The organism is Arthrobacter sp. AB6 (assembly GCF_031844545.1).
GTDB lineage: Bacteria > Actinomycetota > Actinomycetes > Actinomycetales > Micrococcaceae > Arthrobacter.
The window spans coordinates 105,055-122,146 of record NZ_JAUZVL010000001.1 but is presented as its reverse complement, the minus strand read 5'-3'; the positions used below and the strand labels follow the sequence as shown (position 1 = coordinate 122,146).

The 17,092-nt window shown below is 66.5% G+C and carries 11 protein-coding genes; 8 read left to right on the top strand and 3 right to left on the bottom strand.

Features of this window, described 5'->3' with window-relative positions; all coding sequences use genetic code 11:
- Window positions 1-86: 86 nt before the first annotated feature.
- The 8 genes from Q9R30_RS00535 to Q9R30_RS00500 all read left to right on the top strand — a co-directional run bounded on the left by Q9R30_RS00535 (window position 87) and on the right by Q9R30_RS00500 (window position 14,672).
- On the top strand, window positions 87-1,820 hold the full coding sequence (locus Q9R30_RS00535) for an L-lactate permease (RefSeq protein WP_311216452.1): 1,734 nt from the start codon (window positions 87-89) through the stop codon (window positions 1,818-1,820).
- The gene (locus Q9R30_RS00530) at window positions 1,820-4,669 is read left to right on the top strand and encodes an FAD-binding and (Fe-S)-binding domain-containing protein (RefSeq protein WP_311216451.1); all 2,850 of its coding nucleotides are present in this window, start codon (window positions 1,820-1,822) and stop codon (window positions 4,667-4,669) included. The genes Q9R30_RS00535 and Q9R30_RS00530 overlap by 1 nt, the downstream gene beginning before the upstream one ends.
- A 745-nt stretch (window positions 4,670-5,414) precedes the next feature.
- On the top strand, window positions 5,415-5,612 hold the full coding sequence (locus Q9R30_RS00525; RefSeq protein ID WP_104998880.1) for a hypothetical protein: 198 nt from the start codon (window positions 5,415-5,417) through the stop codon (window positions 5,610-5,612).
- Between the two features lie 161 nt (window positions 5,613-5,773).
- Window positions 5,774-9,775, top strand: a complete 4,002-nt coding sequence (locus Q9R30_RS00520) for a DNRLRE domain-containing protein (protein ID WP_311216450.1) — start codon at window positions 5,774-5,776, stop codon at window positions 9,773-9,775.
- Between the two features lie 637 nt (window positions 9,776-10,412).
- Window positions 10,413-10,688, top strand: coding sequence for a hypothetical protein (locus tag Q9R30_RS00515; RefSeq protein ID WP_311216449.1), 276 nt, complete (start codon window positions 10,413-10,415; stop codon window positions 10,686-10,688).
- A gap of 272 nt (window positions 10,689-10,960) precedes the next feature.
- The gene (locus Q9R30_RS00510) at window positions 10,961-11,860 is read left to right on the top strand and encodes a diacylglycerol kinase family protein (RefSeq protein WP_311216448.1); all 900 of its coding nucleotides are present in this window, start codon (window positions 10,961-10,963) and stop codon (window positions 11,858-11,860) included.
- Complete coding sequence (locus Q9R30_RS00505) at window positions 11,860-12,717, top strand: alpha/beta fold hydrolase (protein ID WP_104998877.1); 858 nt, start codon at window positions 11,860-11,862, stop codon at window positions 12,715-12,717. Before Q9R30_RS00510 ends, Q9R30_RS00505 begins: the two co-directional genes overlap by 1 nt.
- 560 nt (window positions 12,718-13,277) lie before the next feature.
- Window positions 13,278-14,672 (top strand): sigma 54-interacting transcriptional regulator, encoded by a 1,395-nt coding sequence (locus Q9R30_RS00500; RefSeq protein WP_311216447.1) that lies wholly within the window; start codon window positions 13,278-13,280, stop codon window positions 14,670-14,672.
- On the opposite strand, the gene Q9R30_RS00495 is transcribed toward Q9R30_RS00500, so the two are convergent.
- From Q9R30_RS00495 to Q9R30_RS00485, 3 genes are read right to left on the bottom strand one after another with little or no spacing between them, the layout of a single operon-like run.
- Complete coding sequence (locus tag Q9R30_RS00495) at window positions 14,630-15,238, bottom strand: hypothetical protein (RefSeq protein ID WP_158677273.1); 609 nt, start codon at window positions 15,236-15,238, stop codon at window positions 14,630-14,632. The genes Q9R30_RS00500 and Q9R30_RS00495 overlap by 43 nt on opposite strands.
- Window positions 15,229-16,023 (bottom strand): amidohydrolase family protein, encoded by a 795-nt coding sequence (locus Q9R30_RS00490; RefSeq protein ID WP_311216541.1) that lies wholly within the window; start codon window positions 16,021-16,023, stop codon window positions 15,229-15,231. Before Q9R30_RS00490 ends, Q9R30_RS00495 begins: the two co-directional genes overlap by 10 nt.
- A complete protein-coding gene (locus Q9R30_RS00485; protein WP_311216446.1) occupies window positions 16,023-17,090 on the bottom strand; it encodes an aminotransferase class I/II-fold pyridoxal phosphate-dependent enzyme in 1,068 nt (355 codons plus the stop codon). Before Q9R30_RS00485 ends, Q9R30_RS00490 begins: the two co-directional genes overlap by 1 nt.
- Window positions 17,091-17,092: the final 2 nt, after the last annotated feature.

The following is a 17,092-nucleotide window of genomic DNA, read 5'->3' as shown; positions in this document are numbered from 1 at the left end:
GGCATCTGCACTTGACCATCATGTGTACTTGTTAGACAATTTGAGGGCGCCACGGAGTTGTGACGCCTAACACAATCTGGAGACACATGTTTCAGCAGATCCTCGACCCCATCGCCGGGTCCCTACTGATCTCAGCCCTCTGTGCGGCCCTTCCGCTCATCCTGCTTTTCGTCCTTCTGGGCGTCTTCAAGGTCAAGGCCCCCATAGCGGCCCTGGCCAGCCTTGCGCTTTCCCTCGTCTTGGCCGTCATCGGCTGGCGGATGCCCGCCGGCCAGGCCCTGGCCGCCACTGCCGCCGGGATGTTCTACGGACTGTTCCCCATCCTGTGGATCCTGGTCAACGCGCTGTGGATCTACCGGCTTACCTTGGCCACGCCGTGGTTTGAAGTGCTCGGCCGCACCATCCGGTCCATTTCAAACGACCTGCGGATCCTCTCGATCCTGATCGCCTTCTGCTTCGGCGCGCTGCTGGAGTCGCTGGCCGGTTTCGGCGCGCCGGTGGCCATCTCGGCGGCAATGCTGATGGCGGCCGGCATGAAGCCGCTGAAGTCGGCCGTGGTCTCGCTGCTGGCCAACACCGCGCCGGTGGCGTTCGGCGCCATGGCCGCGCCGATCATCGCCCTCAACGGGGTCACCGGCCTGCCGCTCCATGACCTGTCCTCGATGGCCGGCCGCCAGACGCCCTTCATCGCCCTGATCGTGCCCCTGCTGCTCGTCTTCATCGTGGACGGCAAGCGCGGCCTCAAGCAGACCTGGCCCGTGGCCCTGGTGGCCGGCACCGCCTTCGGGGCCGCCCAGTTCGTCACCTCCAACTACCTCGCCGTCGAACTGACGGACGTGGTGGCCGCCGTCGTCACCGTGGCCGCGGTCCTGCTGATGCTCAAGGTCTGGCAGCCGGCGGAAAACGTTGGCATCGAAGGCGCCGTGGAGGTTGCGCCGGAAACCGCGCATGCAGGAGCCGGCGCCCGCGCGGGTGCCCGCTCCGCCGGGCCGGCAAACGGAACAGATTCCGCTGCGCCAGCCGCTGGAACCGCCGCCGCAGCCGGCGCCAGCATTCCCACTGACAACTCCCGGCCCGGGCCGCGGCAGATCTGGATGGCGATCGCCCCCTACCTGATCATCATCGCGGTGTTCTCGGTGGCCCAGATCCCGTTCGTGAAGGCGTGGCTGGGCCAGGTTGGCAGCGTGACATTCGCCTGGCCGGGCCTGGACATCACCGATTCCGCCGGCAAGCCCGTGGCGGCAACAAAGTTCAAGCTGGACCACTTCAAGGCCACCGGCACCCTGCTCCTGCTCTCCGGCATCTTCACCATGGCGCTCTACAAGATCACCGCATCGCAGGGCCTGCGCATCTACCGGGACACACTGGTGCAGCTCCGCTGGACCATCGTCACAGTGACCGCCGTCCTGGGACTGTCCTTCGTGATGAACCTGTCCGGCCAGACCACCACGCTGGGGTTCGCCCTGGCCTCGGCCGGCGGCTTCTTCGCCCTCCTTTCGCCGCTGATCGGCTGGATCGGTGTTGCCCTGACCGGCTCGGACACCTCCTCCAACTCGCTGTTCGGGCAGATGCAGGCCACCGCCGCCCAGCAGACCGGACTGTCGCCGGTGCTGATGGCCGCCTCCAACTCCTCAGCCGGCGTGATGGGCAAGATGCTGTCGCTGCAGAACCTGGCGGTCGCCTCGGCAGCGGTGGGCCTGGACGGCGCCGAGGGCACCCTCTTCCGCAAGCTCATCGGCTGGAGCCTGGGCCTCCTGGCCCTCATCACAGTGCTGATCTACCTGCAGTCCACCCCCGTCCTGGGCTGGATGGTTCCCTGATGCCGTCCCTGGACCTCGCCGGCCTCCGCGCGGCCGTCAGCGATCCCGCCCAGGTCAAAACCCGGGCCATCGACCTCCACGCCAATGCCCACGACGCCTCGCACTTCCTGCTCATCCCGCAGGCCGTGGTGACGGCGGGAAACGCGGCGGACGTGGGCGGGCTCCTGCGGGCGAGCGCCGAACAGGGCGTCCCGCTGACCTTCCGCTCGGGCGGCACCAGCCTCAGTGGCCAGGCGGTCACCGACGGCGTGCTGGTGGACGTGCGGCGCAACTTCAGGGACGTTGAAGTGCTCGACGGCGGCGCCCGGGTCCGGGTGCAGCCCGGTGTCACCGTGCGGGCACTGAATGCGAGGCTGGCACCGTACGGCCGCAAGTTCGGCCCGGATCCGGCCAGCGAGGCGGCCTGCACCATCGGCGGCGTGGTGGCCAACAACTCGTCCGGAATGAACTGCGGCACGGTGGACAACGCCTACCGGACGCTGGAATCCCTCACGGTGGTGCTGCCCTCGGGCACGGTCATCGACACAGGGGCGCCGGATGCGGACCGCAAGCTGCGGACGCTGGAACCGGAACTGTACGAAGGCCTGGCGCAGCTTGCCGCCCGGGTGCGCGGCAACAGCGAGTCCGTCCGCCGGATCCGGCAGCAGTTTTCCATGAAGAACACCATGGGCTACGGCCTGAACTCGCTGCTGGACCACAGCACCCCGGTGGACATCATGGCCCACCTGATCGTGGGCAGCGAAGGCACGCTGGGCTTCGTGGCGGAGGCGGTGTTCCGCACCATCCCGCGGCTGCAGCATGCCGCCACGGGGCTGCTGGTCTTCCCGGACCTGCAGGCAGCGAACGCTGCGCTGCCGGAGCTGGTGGGGACCGGCGCGGCCACGGTGGAACTCATGGACGCCCTGTCCCTGAAGGTGGGCCAGGCGCTGAAGGGGACTCCCGCCGTCGTGCGCGATCTTGTGGTGCGGGACCACGCCGCGCTGCTGGTTGAATATTCGGCCGAAGGGCCGGACCAGCTGGACGCCCTGCGGCAGGGCGGCGAGGGCATCCTGCCGGGGCTGAACCTCTCGGCCGAGGCCCGGTTCACCGGGGATGCCTCGGCGCGGGCCGGGCTATGGCACCTCCGCAAGGGCTTGTACGCCTCGGTGGCCGGCGCCCGCCCGCAGGGAACCACGGCCCTGCTGGAGGACATTGTGGTGCCCGTGCCGGCGCTGGGCCGGACGTGCCGGGAACTGATCGGGCTGTTCGACAAGTACAGCTACAGCAACAGCGTGATCTTCGGCCACGCCAAGGACGGCAACGTCCACTTCATGCTCACGGACGGGTTCACCACGGCCGAGGAACTGGACAGGTACAGCTCGTTCACGGAGGACATGGTGGACCTGGTCCTGGCCGAGGGCGGCTCGCTCAAGGCCGAGCACGGCACCGGCCGGGTGATGGCGCCCTACGTGCGGCGGCAGTACGGGGACGAGCTGTACGGCGTGATGCGCAGGATCAAGCAGCTGTTCGATCCCGCCGGGATGCTGAACCCCGGCGTCCTCATGGACGACGATCCGCAGGCGCACCTGCGCCACATCAAGACGGCGCCGCCGGTGGCCGAGGAGGTGGACCGCTGCGTCTCCTGCGGCTACTGCGAGCCGGTGTGCCCCAGCAAGGACCTGACGCTGACGCCGCGGCAGCGGATCGTCACCCTGCGCGCCATCGAATCCGCGCGCCTGGCCGGAGACACGGCGCTGGTGAAGCAGCTGGAAAAGGACTACGACTACGAGTCCGTGCAGACCTGCGCCGTGGACGGCATGTGCCAGACGGCCTGTCCCGTGGACATCAACACCGGCCAGCTGGTCAAGCGGATCCGGCGTTCCGATGCCGGGCCCGTGGCCAACGGCGCCTGGAACGCCGCCGCGAAGCACTGGGAAGGCGTCACCCGCGGAGCGTCGCTTGCCCTCACCGTGGTGGACAAGCTCCCGGCCGCGGCCGTGGGCGCACCCAACAAGGCTGCCCGGGCGGTCCTGGGGACGGACACGGTGCCGCTGTACTCGCCGGAGCTGCCGGGCGGAGGTTCCGTGCGGAAACGTCCGACGCCGGATGGGCCGCCGGACGCCGTCTACTTCCCCGCGTGCGTGGGGACGATGTTCGGGCCGGCGGGACAGGCTGGTGCCGGCCAGGCCGGTCCTGCCGGTGCGTCTCCAGGCCGCGGCGTCCAGTACAGCTTCGAGCAGCTGTGCGGACGTGCGGGCATTACGCTGATGGTGCCGGCGGGCATCGACGGGCTCTGCTGCGGCACCCCCTGGTCCTCCAAGGGCATGGTGGCCGGCCAGGCGACCATGCAGGAGAAGACGGTGGCAGCGCTGCGGGAGGCCACCCGGGACGGCGAACTTGCCATCATCTGCGATGCGTCCTCCTGCACCGAGGGCTTGCGCCAGGCCGTGGAATCGGACGTCCCGCTGGCGGGCCAGCGGCCGCTGCGGATCGTGGACGCCGTGGACTTCGCCGCCGAGCACATCCTGCCCAAGCTGCCGGAGCACGCAAAGCTCGAGTCGCTGGCCCTGCACCCCACCTGCTCCTCCACGCGCATGGGGATCAACGGCTCCCTGGATGCGGTGGCGGCTGCAGTGGCGGACAAGGTGGATGTTCCGGTGAACTGGGGCTGCTGTGCGTTCGCGGGGGACCGGGGCATGCTCCACCCCGAACTTACGGCGTCCGCCACCCGGAAGCAGGGGGAGGAAGTTGCGCAGCTGGGCGCCGCGGCCCATGCGTCGTGCAACCGGACCTGCGAACTGGGCATGACCCGGGCCACAGGTGCCGATTACCGGCACGTGCTGGAGCTGCTGGAAGAGGTGACGCGGTGACGGGACGGCCCTTCCGGCCGGCTGCCGCCCGGGTGCATGAAGGGGGCCGCCTCCACGCTGGAGGCGGCCCGATTGAGCGCAACCCTAGAACTTGTCCTTACCCGCGTTGGGGTTCTTCGGGTTCTCCTTATTGCTGCCGTTCCCGCCGTTATTGATGCACTGCCAGCCCCCATCGACCTTGGTGACGGTCTGCCCACCTGGACAGGCGATGGGAGCGGCCGAAGCCGCCGATGCGACGACGACGAGAGTCGTGAACAGGAGCCCGGCCAATTCATCCGGCAGCGCTGATGTCTGACGATGAGTACGAGGCGCTGGTCGAAACCAGCTACCTGTTGCGGTCCCTGAGAATGCACGCCGCTTGATACCCGCTTTTGAAGCCGCTTGGGCGGGTGAAACTGTCAGTTGCGGCCTGCCCGAACCTTGACCGCTCGCGCGCTCGCCTTGGCTGCGGAAGGGAGGGTCAAGGATGGGAGACAGCCGGGTAGCGAGTAGTCCGGGCTAAGAGACGGGTAGTGCCAGCGGAAAAAACAAGTACCTGGAAGCCTCTCGGCACGCTGGATGGTTTCTTGTCCCGGACATACACTGGCCAAGTCTCATTGGCTTGATAACAATCGGTACATCTCACGGTTCGGTGCTGGGGACGCCCGCGACTGGCAGAACGTAGGACGCCATGTCTGTGCGCAGTCTCCCGAATTGTCATACCCCGAGGGTCCGGGTGCGGGCGTGGAATCCGGAAGACGCCCCAATGAACCCCGCCATCATCATGCTGCGCATGGGCCGGCAGTCTCACTTCCACGCGCCCCGGATTAACGCACATGCCCCGGGCGGAATGAACGGCCCGAAGGCGACCGAGGCGCAGCCTGCTGACCCCGCAAACTTCCTCGTCGGTTCCTCCGAGCTCTGGAATTCCGGCGAACCAACGTTTCCGTTTACGGCCCGATAGAAGGCTTCGCGCCGTGTTCGAAGGGCACGGCGCACGATCCACCTAAAGTCAGACGCTTGCCGCGACGCCTGACGAAACACTAGGGAGAAGAATGAAGCCGCCATCGCCTCGGGAACCAGGGACCACTCGAGTCGAGTCAGGGGCCGCTCAGGGAGTGCCCGGTGATCACTGAATCCCGAACGTTTGTGGCGTCACTTCTCGCGGCGGTAACGGTTGGCGCCTTTGTTTTGTTGGGTTCCGGGGCCAGTGGTGACCCTAGGGCGGTTGCCGCACTCTCAACTGACGGGACTACCGCGGCAGAAGCCCATAACTGGGGGTCCGTCGTTACCGGGGACGAGTTCAACTATGTGGGTGCACCCGACCCGCTGAAATGGAACGTCTACAACAGCGCCGGGCATGCAGGCAACGGCCTTCGTTCACCCGCCCAGGTCACCGTGGACGGCACCAAGATGGTCATGAACGGGACGCCCAACGGCACAACCGCGGGCATGGGCGCCAAGTTCGCCAACCAGAAGTACGGCCGCTGGGAGGTCCGTGCCGCGGGCTCGGGCGACAACGAGTACCACATGGTCTCCATCCTGTGGCCCGATTCGGAGAACTGGCCCTGCGACGGCGAAATTGACTACGCCGAAACCACGGGTGACTGGAACGTCATCCAGTTCTTCCATCACTACTCCTGCTCCAACTTGCAGACGTTCGCATCGAAGGCACTCGACGTGAGCCAGTTCCACAACTACGCCGTTGACTGGTCACCCGCCGGTATCACTGGGTACGTGGATGGAGTCCAGTGGTTCCAGGACAACACCGCGTCGCACCAGCCTCCGGGTTCCATGCATCAGACCCTCCAGCTGGACTGGTTCCCCGACTCCACCCCTGACGGCGCTGGGGAAATGCGGGTGGACTGGGTCCGGGTATACGCCGCGGCCGGCACGGTCGTTTCCCCGCCTCCACCCTCCGGTGACTCGTGGGAGTTCGCCGCTGTAGGTGACATGAACCCGGAAGGGAACACGTCCACCTCGTCCGCATCGGGCCAGAACGCTGCCAGCATCACCGCGAGCCTGAACGACGGGTCACTGGACAACTTCATCGGTATCGGTGACTTCCAGTACAACCAGGGCACCTGTTCGGCCCTCGTTGCTTGGGACACCCTATGGGGTGGGGTGAAAGCGAAGACGTTCTGGACGGCCGGGCCGGGGCATGACGTGGATCCCGGTGTGAATGATGACGTGGACAGGTTCATGAATGGTGAATGTGTGTCCACGACGAAAAGCGCAACGAACACCACTCTTGGCCGGTTCCAGGACGCCCTTGAATGGTACTCGTTTGACAAGGGCAACTGGCACATTGTGGCAGCTCCTACGGCCACGTGGCTGTACAACCCCACGAGGGCACAGGCCATGACCGCGGAGATGGACGCCGATATGAAGGCGGCGAAAGCGGCCGGGAAGCATCTGGCTGTTGTATACCACGACCCGTACTTCACATCGGACACCTCGATCCATACCCGCTTCACTCAGGCCAAGCCCTGGATCGACATGTTCTGGGCGAACCGGGTCAAGCTGCTCCTGTCAGGTTCACAGCACAACTATGAGCGGACCTGCCCGGTGGACAACGCGGACCAGTGCGTCACGGACGGGATGCAGCAGTTCCAGGTGTCCACCGGCGGTATCGATTTGCGGCCCTTCCTCAGCGACCCGGCCTATGTGCAGAAGAAATTCAGCGACACGTGGGGCCATCTGAGGATGAGCCTTAAAGCTGATGGCTCCTACTCGTGGGAGTTCCGCCCTGTCCATGGCGGGATGCAGACAGACAGCGGATCGAGGGAGCCGGGTACCGCCCCGCCCGGCGACACCACGGCTCCGGAGACGACGATTACGTCGGGGCCGCCTGCGTCTTCGACGTCGACCAGTGCCTCCTTTGCCTTCACTTCGAGTGAGGCGAATTCGACGTTCCAGTGCAGCCTGGATGGTGGACCGCGCGTGGCGTGCACCTCGCCGCAGACCTATGCCGGGTTGTCGATCGGATCCCATACTTTCGATGTCTGGGCCACCGATGCAGCCGGCAACACCGACGCGACAGCAGCGACGCATTCCTGGAGCGTCGTCTCCGGCGGGGGCGCGTCGGAGACGGTCACGCTGACGGCCATCGCTGACAGCTACGTCACCAACGGGACGGGGTTGCTGGATACGAACTTTGGCACGAGCACGATATTGGGTGTGGACAACAGCCCGGCGGAGGTCACGTACCTGAAGTTTGACCTGTCGGCGTATGCGGGCAGGACGCTGGAGAGTGCGACGCTGCAGCTGCGCAGTGCCGGGAACGGGTCAACGGGTTCGCAGAACGTCAAGCTGGTCGGCAATGACAGCTGGAGTGAGACCGGGATCACGTACAGCAACAAACCGCCGCTCGGCACCACCATCGGCACGCTCGTCGGGCCGACAACGACCAACACCAACTACAGCGTTTCGCTGAACGCCGCCGCAGTGAACGGTGAGCTGGGCCAACAGCTTTCCCTGGGTATGGACACCAGCAGCAATGACGGCCTGGACCTGAACTCCAGGGACGCCGGCAGCACGGCCGCACCCAAACTCGTCCTCACCCTCGGCGGCGGCGGTGGGGGTGGTGGTGATACGACGGCTCCGGAGACGACGATTACGTCGGGGCCGCCTGCGTCTTCGACGTCGACCAGTGCCTCCTTTACTTTTACTTCGAGTGAGGCGAATTCGACGTTCCAGTGCAGCCTGGATGGTGGACCGCGCGTGGCGTGCACCTCGCCGCAGACCTATGCCGGGTTGTCGATCGGATCCCATACTTTCGATGTCTGGGCCACCGATGCAGCCGGCAACACCGACGCGACAGCAGCGACGCATTCCTGGAGTGTCGTCTCCGGCGGGGGCGCGTCGGAGACGGTCACGCTGACGGCGGCCGCTGACAGTTACGTCACCAACGGGACGGGGTTGCTGGATACGAACTTTGGCACGAGCACGATATTGGGTGTGGACAACAGCCCGGCGGAGGTCACGTACCTGAAGTTTGACCTGTCGGCGTATGCGGGCAGGACGCTGGAGAGTGCGACGCTGCAGCTGCGCAGTGCCGGGAACGGGTCAACGGGTTCGCAGAACGTCAAGCTGGTCGGCAATGACAGCTGGAGTGAGACCGGGATCACGTACAGCAACAAACCGCCGCTCGGCACCACCATCGGCACGCTCGTCGGGCCGACAACGACCAACACCAACTACAGCGTTTCGCTGAACGCCGCCGCAGTGAACGGTGAGCTGGGCCAACAGCTTTCCCTGGGTATGGACACCAGCAGCAATGACGGCCTGGACCTGAACTCCAGGGACGCCGGCAGCACGGCCGCACCCAAACTCGTCCTCACCCTCGGCGGCGGCGGTGGGGGTGGTGGTGATACGACGGCTCCGGAGACGACGATTACGTCGGGGCCGCCTGCGTCTTCGACGTCGACCAGTGCCTCCTTTACTTTTACTTCGAGTGAGGCGAATTCGACGTTCCAGTGCAGCCTGGATGGTGGACCGCGCGTGGCGTGCACCTCGCCGCAGACCTATGCCGGGTTGTCGATCGGATCCCATACTTTCGATGTCTGGGCCACCGATGCAGCCGGCAACACCGACGCGACAGCAGCGACGCATTCCTGGAGTGTCGTCTCCGGCGGGGGCGCGTCGGAGACGGTCACGCTGACGGCCATCGCTGACAGCTACGTGTCCAGCCGAACAGCGACGACAAACTTTGGCACGAGCACGATATTGGGTGTGGACAACAGCCCGGTGGAGGTCACGTACCTGAAGTTTGACCTGTCGGCGTATGCGGGCAGGACGCTGGAGAGTGCGACACTGCAGCTGCGCAGTGCCCGGAGCGGGTCAAAAGGTACGCAGAACGTCAAGCTGGTCGGCATTGACGACTGGAGTGAGACCGGGATCACGTACAACAACAAACCGCCGCTCGGCACCACCATCGGCACGCTCGTCGGGCCGACAACGACCAACACCAACTACAGCGTTTCGCTGAACCCCGCTGCAGTGAACGGTGAGCTCGGCCAGCTGCTTTCCCTGGGTATGGACACCAGCAGCAGCGACGGCCTGGACCTGAACTCCAGGGAGGCCGGCAGCACGGCCGCACCCAAACTCGTCCTCACCCTCAAGTAGGTCGTTACTCGTTCCCGCTGGCGCTTTCGCCACCGAACATCCCATGCCTCGGGCAACCGCACCTGCGAACCGGGCATGACCGGCAGACCGGGTGCATGAAGGGGGCCGCCGCCACGCTGGAGGCGGCCCGATTGAGCGCAACCCTAGAACTTGTCCTTACCCGCGTTGGGGTTCTTCGGGTTCTCCTTATTGCTGCCGTTCCCGCCGTTATTGATGCACTGCCAGCCCCATCGACCTTGGTGACGGTCTGCCCGCCGGGACAGGCGATGGGAGCGGCCGAAGCCGCCGGTGCCACGACAACGAGAGTCGTGAACAGGAGCCCGGATACAGCTGCGGAACTTAGGAATTTGCGTCAACCGTAACGCCGCCGTCCGCGCTGGATCGCGGGGCTGTATCTACCCAATCTTCGCCGGCGCCTACCCAATCTCGCGGCAGTTCTACCTAACACGTACCAGCGCCCGTTCGAAGCGGCTGCAGCTCCGGATAACGGCAACGCGGGCATGAACATAAGTTTGCTTATTAAGCGGTCTACAAGTAAAGTCTACGGTGTAGAGAAGTTGTTGACATGGTTTCGAGTAGAGGGATCAGAGTTTGCACGGCCAATCTGGGCCGCTCACCAAACCCTCAGGAGCATTACATGTCTGTAAACACCCACAATGACCATTCCAGCGCTGTCCGCAACGCCAATGACATCAAGATCTCGACGCGCACCCTCGAGTTCGCCGTCTACGTTGCAGCGGTCCTGGCCACCATCATCACGGCCGCGGTTGTCGGGGATGACGCCAGCGAGAACGGCGTCGACGTCTTCAACGCCAGCCAGGCCATGCAGTACATCACCTTCCTCACAGTTGGCCTGATGATCGCCCGCGGCTTGGCGAAGGCCGGTAACCGTGCCCACGGCACGCACGCCTAACACCGCTTATCCGGCCCGCAAGGCCGGGAGCTGACCTGATGCAGGGCGCGGCACCACAACGGTGCCGCGCCCTGCATCAGTCCACGTTCCATTTGTCCAGCCTGCGGGATTCCAGCCGCGGACGCCTGGAAATCCCTCAGATCCCCCCGATGTCCCGCGCAAGGCATTGAGTTTGAGGCCGCTGCCCCCGCGCCTGAGCCCGAGCCAAGAATGCGGCCGCTAGAGCGCAGGGACCGCCGGCCTGAGGATGCGTAAACACCACGAAAGCCATTATGAAAACTGAACAGGCCTTTGAGTCAATCGTCATCATCTTTAATCCCAACAGCAGCGGCGACGCCCCACGGCTTGCCGAGCAACTGCGGGAGGAGCTCGGAGAGCTTCTTCCCTATGCCTCGGATGTCACCCTGCAACCCACGGACCACGCCGGGCATGCCGTTGAGCTGGCCCGCGATGCTGCTTCGGGCGGCCGGGACGTGCTGATCGTCTCCGTCAGCGGAGACGGCGGCTACAACGAAGTTGTCAACGGTGTGATGCAGGCCGGCAACCCCCGCGCGGTATGCGCGGTCATGGCGGCGGGGAACGCCAACGATCACCGCCGCACCACCGGCACCCGGCCGCTGGGGGCTGCCATCACCGGCGGTGCCGTCCGCCATATCGACCTCCTGCGCATCAGGACGGGCGACGGGCCGGACGCTGCTGCCGAGTATGCACATTCCTACATCGGCTTCGGCCTGACGCCGGTCATGGCGATCGACCTGGAAAAGGGCAGCAAGGGCGCCTTGAAGGAACTGTTCTCCGTGATGAGGACTTTTTCGAAGTTCAAGCCGTTCGAAATCCGCCAAAGCGGAGGAGGGCGCCGCAAGTTCGACAGCCTTGTGTTCGCCAACATCCCGCGGATGGCCAAATACGCCACCCTCAGCGAAGCCGACAACCTGCCCTCGGACGGCAAATTCGAAGTAGTCATGTTCCCCCACCGCTCCAAACTGCAGGTGCTCCTGACAGCGCTCCGGGCAGCCACCAAAGGCCTCGGCCACCAGCCCAGCGCCAGCAGTTACTGGTTCACCACGCTCAAACCCATTCCGTACCAGGTGGACGGAGAAGTGAAATCCGTTGATGCCAACACGCGGATCACCATTGAAAGCGTCCCGGCTGCCCTGGCCACTTTAGGGTAATGAACCAGCAGAACGAGCGCGTTGAAAGGAAACCCGTGCACACCCAACCCAGCCAGCCGCCCGGCGTCGAACCACCGTCATTCCGCGGGTCCCTGCCCTGGATGCGCCGGCCGCTGGTTCCGAGGATCGTCACCACCCGATCCCTGACCTCACACGTCCACACCCTGGCAGGTCCTCCGGGCTCATCCGGACCGGTCTTCGTGCTGCTGCACGGCATCGGCATGTCGCACCGGTACTTCCGCAGGCTGCAGGCCATCCTTGCCCGGCACGGCGACACGCACGCCATCGACCTGCCCGGTTTCGGGTCAACGCCCACGCCGGACCGGCAGCTCAGCATCCCCGACTACGCTGATCACACCGCCGCAACGCTGGAAAAGATGGGCGCCGGTCCGGCCGTGGTGGTGGGACACTCCATGGGTGCCCAGTTCGCCGCCGAGCTCGCAGTCCGGCACCCCGCCAGCGTCTCCCACCTTGTGCTCCTGGGGCCAGTGGTGGACCCGGCACGCCGGACCGTCCGCCAGCAATCCCTGGCCCTGGGCCTGGACGCGCTGAGGGAAAGCCCGGCGGGAAATGCGATCGTCCTCGGGGATTACGTCCGCTCCGGCCTGCGCTGGTACCTCACCGAACTTCCGGTCATGATGTCCTACGCGCTGGAGGCCAACGTGGCGGTCGCGTCCCAGCCGGTCCTGGTCCTCCGCGGCTCGCGCGATCCGGTGGCACCGGGGCCCTGGTGCGAAAAATTGGCCGCCACCGCGCCGGACGGCCGGTTCGTGGAAATACCGGGCAAGCCACATATCGTCCAGCACGGGGCGCCCGGTGCAACTGCCGCGGAAATCCTCGCCCACGCCGGCACCTAGTTCCGCGGCATCCGCCTGGGACGGAGCGGTGACATTAACGCCGGGGTGCTGATCTTGGTATTCTCTGAGAGGTCATGCAGCGGCCTCTCAGTGTTTCCCGGAGGTCCCTGTCTGTGGCCGCCAGGCCCGCCGTCCGCAGGGCCGGGGCCAGTCACCCTCCGACCGTCGCCAGTCGGCGCCTCGCCCCCGTGCGCAGGTACGCCGGCGCTATGGGATCCACTGTGCAGAAAACAGCGTTTTCGCGTCCCTGCGGGAACCCATTGACCGGCGGGGATATGGCCTAGGAATCCTATTGGGGGTTGGGCCATATCCTTCGCCTTGCCGTACGGGTTTGGCATTTGATTTGAATAAAACCCGGACCTATTCTGTTTTGCAGGCGCCCCGATGTATCCCCCAATAACATCGGGGCGCTTCCATGCCCGGGATGGATACCGCCGTCAGCTGACTCGTTCCCCGGCCTGCAGCGTGGACTGTAACGCTCCCGTAACGCGACGGATGATCATATGTCTCGCGTCTTTGCATTCGTTCCTGGGGTGCCTCATGTGAAGGGGATCAGTGTTATGCCATGGCTGATCGATCTCACAGGGCGGCAATTATGGGCCCGGGAGGCGATCGCCGCGCTCAGCGCAGGAGGGGTGGCCCTGGCGGAATCCGATGCCCCGTCCGGCGGCTCAACGGCCGGCATCATCTTGTCCGTATCGGATTCCCAGGACCTGAGGGCTGCCCTCGGGGCGGCCGAGTATGGCGGGAGCCGGGTGATGGTCATCGGGCCTCCAAACGGGAAGCTGAAGCCCTGGCCTGTGCTGGATGCGGGCGCAGCGGAGTGCATTGCGTGGCAGGGGCAGGTGCCAGCGGTATCGGCGTGGATGCAGCGGATCCAGGATGTTGAAGCGGTCCTCGATTCGGTTGCGGTCCGGGAAAAACTGACCGGCAACAGCCCCGCCTTCCGGTCCGCGCTCCGGGACCTCGTGGTGGCGGCCCGGTTCGGGCAGGGCCCCATCCTGATCCAGGGCGAAACGGGGACAGGCAAGGAGCTGGCGGCCCGGGTGGCCCACGCGGTAAGCCACCAGCGCGGCAACCTGGTGACCGTGGACTGCACCACCATTGTGCCAACCCTGATGGGGAGCGAGCTTTTCGGTCACGAGCGCGGAGCCTTCACAGGCGCCGTGAGTGTCCGGACCGGAGCGTGCTCGGGAGCGGACCAGGGTTCCCTTTTCCTTGACGAGGTGGGGGAGCTGCCGCTTGACCTGCAGCCCGAACTGCTCCGCGTGGTCCAGGAGGGCACCTATAAACGCGTCGGCGGCGACAAGTGGCTGCACAGCAAGTTCCGGCTCATCTGTGCCACCAACCGGGACCTCAAGGATGAAGTGGCGGCCGGCAGCTTCCGCGCCGACCTGTACCACCGGATCGCCGCCTCGATGGTCACCATGCCGCCGCTGCGGGAACGGGTGGAAGACATCCTGTCCCTCTTTGCCCGGTTCTGCCGGGAGGTCAGCGGTTCAGCTGCGGACCCGGACGTGGACGCCTCGGTCCAGGACGTGCTGCTGCGCAGGGCCTACCCGGGCAACCTCCGCGACTTGCGCCAGCTGGCCTTCCGGATTGCCGCACGCCACGTGGGTCCGGGCGCCATCACTCCGGGTGACCTGCCCCGGGAGGACCGGCCCGTCTCCATGCATTCCGCGCCGGCCGCCGGAGCACGTGCAGGCGGCGATCCTTTCAGGGCAGCGGTGGCCTGGGCCGTGGACCGCGGGCTGGGCCTGCGCGACATCAAGGAACGTGCGGCGGAGGCGGCGGTGGACGTGGCAGTGGAACGCAGCGGCGGAAACGTGCACTCCGCCGCCGCCATGCTGGGCCTCACTGACCGGGCCATCCAGCAGCGGCAGGCCAGGAAAACGGGCCCCGACGGCGCGTGTCAGACACCCGCCGACAGCTCGTCCGCCACCTCGCGCCAGTAACTGTCGCCCGTCTCCTCCGCCAGTTCGCGGAACAGTTCTTCGAGCTCGCGCCACAGGACGTCCGGGCCTTTGCGGCCCAGCCGCTGCGGCTTTTGCCGGGGGCGCTTGTAGGCCTGCGCGAAGGCGTCCCGCACATACGATTCCACGGTGAGGCCGAACAGGTCGGCTTTCTTGGGGTGGGGAAACGGGATCATCTTGGGCAGCTCCACTTTCGGGAGCTCACGGCGGGACAGGAGCAGGCGGTCAACGCCGGGCAGGGAACTTCCCTTCACCAGTTCGCTGCGGTCCACCTGGTGGGCGAACACGCGAACATGGGTGGGAGGGCCGGATTTCGCCGACCAGGGTGAGTACGTGACCAGCCATATTGAATTCCGTTCCGGCTCGCTTCCCTGCATCCAGGCCTGCCGGGGTGCACCGGTTCCGCTGCGCGCCGCTTTGCTCTGCTTTACATAGTCGCGCAGCTGGTTCAGTCCCTTCCGGATGGCCGCAGTGTTGTCCGGCTTGATCTCGGCGAGGCCCGCATCGGTGATGGTTTCGGGTCCCTTGCCCAACGTGGTCATAGCCATGCTTCATTCCTCCTGGAGTGCGTGGTGGGGTTTCGGGCGCCGGCGGCCTTTCGGGCTGGACCGGTAAGCCGCAGGATGTTGCCGCCCAGGACAAGGTCCCGGTCTTCGGGCATCAGGCCAAGCGCGAAGATCTTGGCGAGCTCAGGGGCCGGATGGAGATACGGCCCGTCGCTGCCGAACAGCACCTTGTGGGCGCCGGCCCGCGCAACGGCTTCCTCCAGCAGGTCGAAATACCGCACCCCGGATGTATCGGTGAAAACGTTGGGCGCACGCACCAGGAGATCGATCAGCCGCTTCTGGGCACGCCAGTCGTCGGCAAAGGAGGAGAGGTGCGGCACAATCCACGGCACATCGGGGTGGCGTGCCGCCAGGTAGGCCACCCGCTGCACGTCCCCGCCGGGATCGAACAGGACGGGCATGCCGTGGCGCTCCGCGGCGTCGGCCACCTCGTCCGTGGCCATGGCGTCGGACCAGTGCACCTTGATCCCGCAGGCATGACGGACGACGGCGGCAGCCACCACGGCGCCCACCCTCCCGCGGTCCGTGGCCGGGTTCACAAAGACGTACCAGAGCCACGTGGCGGGATCGCGCCCGGCAAGTTCCGCGACTGTGCGGTTGGCCGCCGCATACGTCCGCACCGGCGCCGCCATCAGCACCGCCCCGGATATCCCGGCGGCGGCGGCCCGGGCCTGCCACAGGGCAAAGGACGTTTCCGGATCGGCCGGCCCAAGGGGTACGCCGGCCGTGCCTACGTGCACGTGCGAGTCGATGACCAGGTGCTTCATCACGCCGCCCGCCGGTCCCGGGTGACTCGGGCGAGGCCCCGGACCAGGCGGTCAAGGTCCGCCTGCGAGTGGTCCGCCCGTACCACCGCGGACAGCAGCGCGCCGGGCTGGCAGCGGGGCAGCTGCACCAGGGCCTGCACGCCCCGGGCCGCGAGGCCGTTCCGCCACCGCCGTGCCAGCAGGAGCGAGTCCACGCGGGTTCCCACAATGGGGAACGGCAGCCCCAACGGGGCCAGTCCCAGATCGTTCAACGCCTGCCGCAGCCACCGCGTGAGCCGGAACAGGCGGGCACGCAGGCGGGGCATGCGGCTGTCGCGGAGGGCACTGAGGCCGGCGCCGAGGTCTGCTGCCGACGGCGGACTGCTGTGCAGGCGGTTGCCGCCGAGCCGGGCCAGCCTGCTAATGGCCCCGCCCTCCCCGGTGATGACCGTGACGGGGGTCCCGTACGCCTTCGCAAGCGACGCAAGCCACACCACGCCGTCGTGCTTCAACCCGGCCCACCGCAGCGTCCCCGTTCCGTCCCCGAAGCTGCCCTCCACGGACCGCCGCCCCAGGACACCGAAGCCCAGGGAATCGTCCACGATCACCTGGCCGCCGGTCTTCCCGGCCAGCGCCTGCAGCGCGGCGAGCGGCGCCGGACGGCCGCACCCCTGGCACCAGCCGTCGGTCACCAGCCACGTCCTGGTTCCAGGCACGACGGCGGGCGGCCGGAAGTGCGGAAACGTCACCACCCGTACGCCCCGGGACTGCGCTGCCCGGCAGGCCCACTGGGACAGAGGGTAGGCGCCCCCGTCCACCAGCAGCAGGTCCCCGGGGCAGGGAAGTGCCTGCAGCACATCCATCATCCCGTGCAGGGCCGAGCGGGCCACCAGGCCGGACCCGGCCTGCTGCTGACCGGCGATTACACGCGCAAGCCTTTCCGCGTCCGGCAGTTCCCGCAGCGCCGCGGGAACGCCCGTGGTGAATTCAGCCCACGGACGGAACCCGGCGCTGGGATGGTGCTGGCCCAGGAAGAGCGCGGACGTGAAGTCCGCCCCGCCGTCGGCCTTCCCGAATGCTGCGGACATCT

Excerpts from the sequence above, each read along its gene's own strand:
- Q9R30_RS00485 (WP_311216446.1), bottom strand. The coding sequence starts at position 17,090 with ATGTCCGCAGCATTCGGGAAGGCCGACGGCGGGGCGGACTTCACGTCC.
- Q9R30_RS00510 (WP_311216448.1), top strand. The coding sequence starts at position 10,961 with ATGAAAACTGAACAGGCCTTTGAGTCAATCGTCATCATCTTTAATCCC.
- Q9R30_RS00525 (WP_104998880.1), top strand. The coding sequence starts at position 5,415 with ATGAACCCCGCCATCATCATGCTGCGCATGGGCCGGCAGTCTCACTTC.
- Q9R30_RS00515 (WP_311216449.1), top strand. The coding sequence starts at position 10,413 with ATGTCTGTAAACACCCACAATGACCATTCCAGCGCTGTCCGCAACGCC.
- Q9R30_RS00490 (WP_311216541.1), bottom strand. The coding sequence starts at position 16,023 with ATGAAGCACCTGGTCATCGACTCGCACGTGCACGTAGGCACGGCCGGC.
- Q9R30_RS00495 (WP_158677273.1), bottom strand. The coding sequence starts at position 15,238 with ATGGCTATGACCACGTTGGGCAAGGGACCCGAAACCATCACCGATGCG.
- Q9R30_RS00530 (WP_311216451.1), top strand. The coding sequence starts at position 1,820 with ATGCCGTCCCTGGACCTCGCCGGCCTCCGCGCGGCCGTCAGCGATCCC.
- Q9R30_RS00500 (WP_311216447.1), top strand. The coding sequence starts at position 13,278 with ATGCCATGGCTGATCGATCTCACAGGGCGGCAATTATGGGCCCGGGAG.
- Q9R30_RS00535 (WP_311216452.1), top strand. The coding sequence starts at position 87 with ATGTTTCAGCAGATCCTCGACCCCATCGCCGGGTCCCTACTGATCTCA.
- Q9R30_RS00505 (WP_104998877.1), top strand. The coding sequence starts at position 11,860 with ATGAACCAGCAGAACGAGCGCGTTGAAAGGAAACCCGTGCACACCCAA.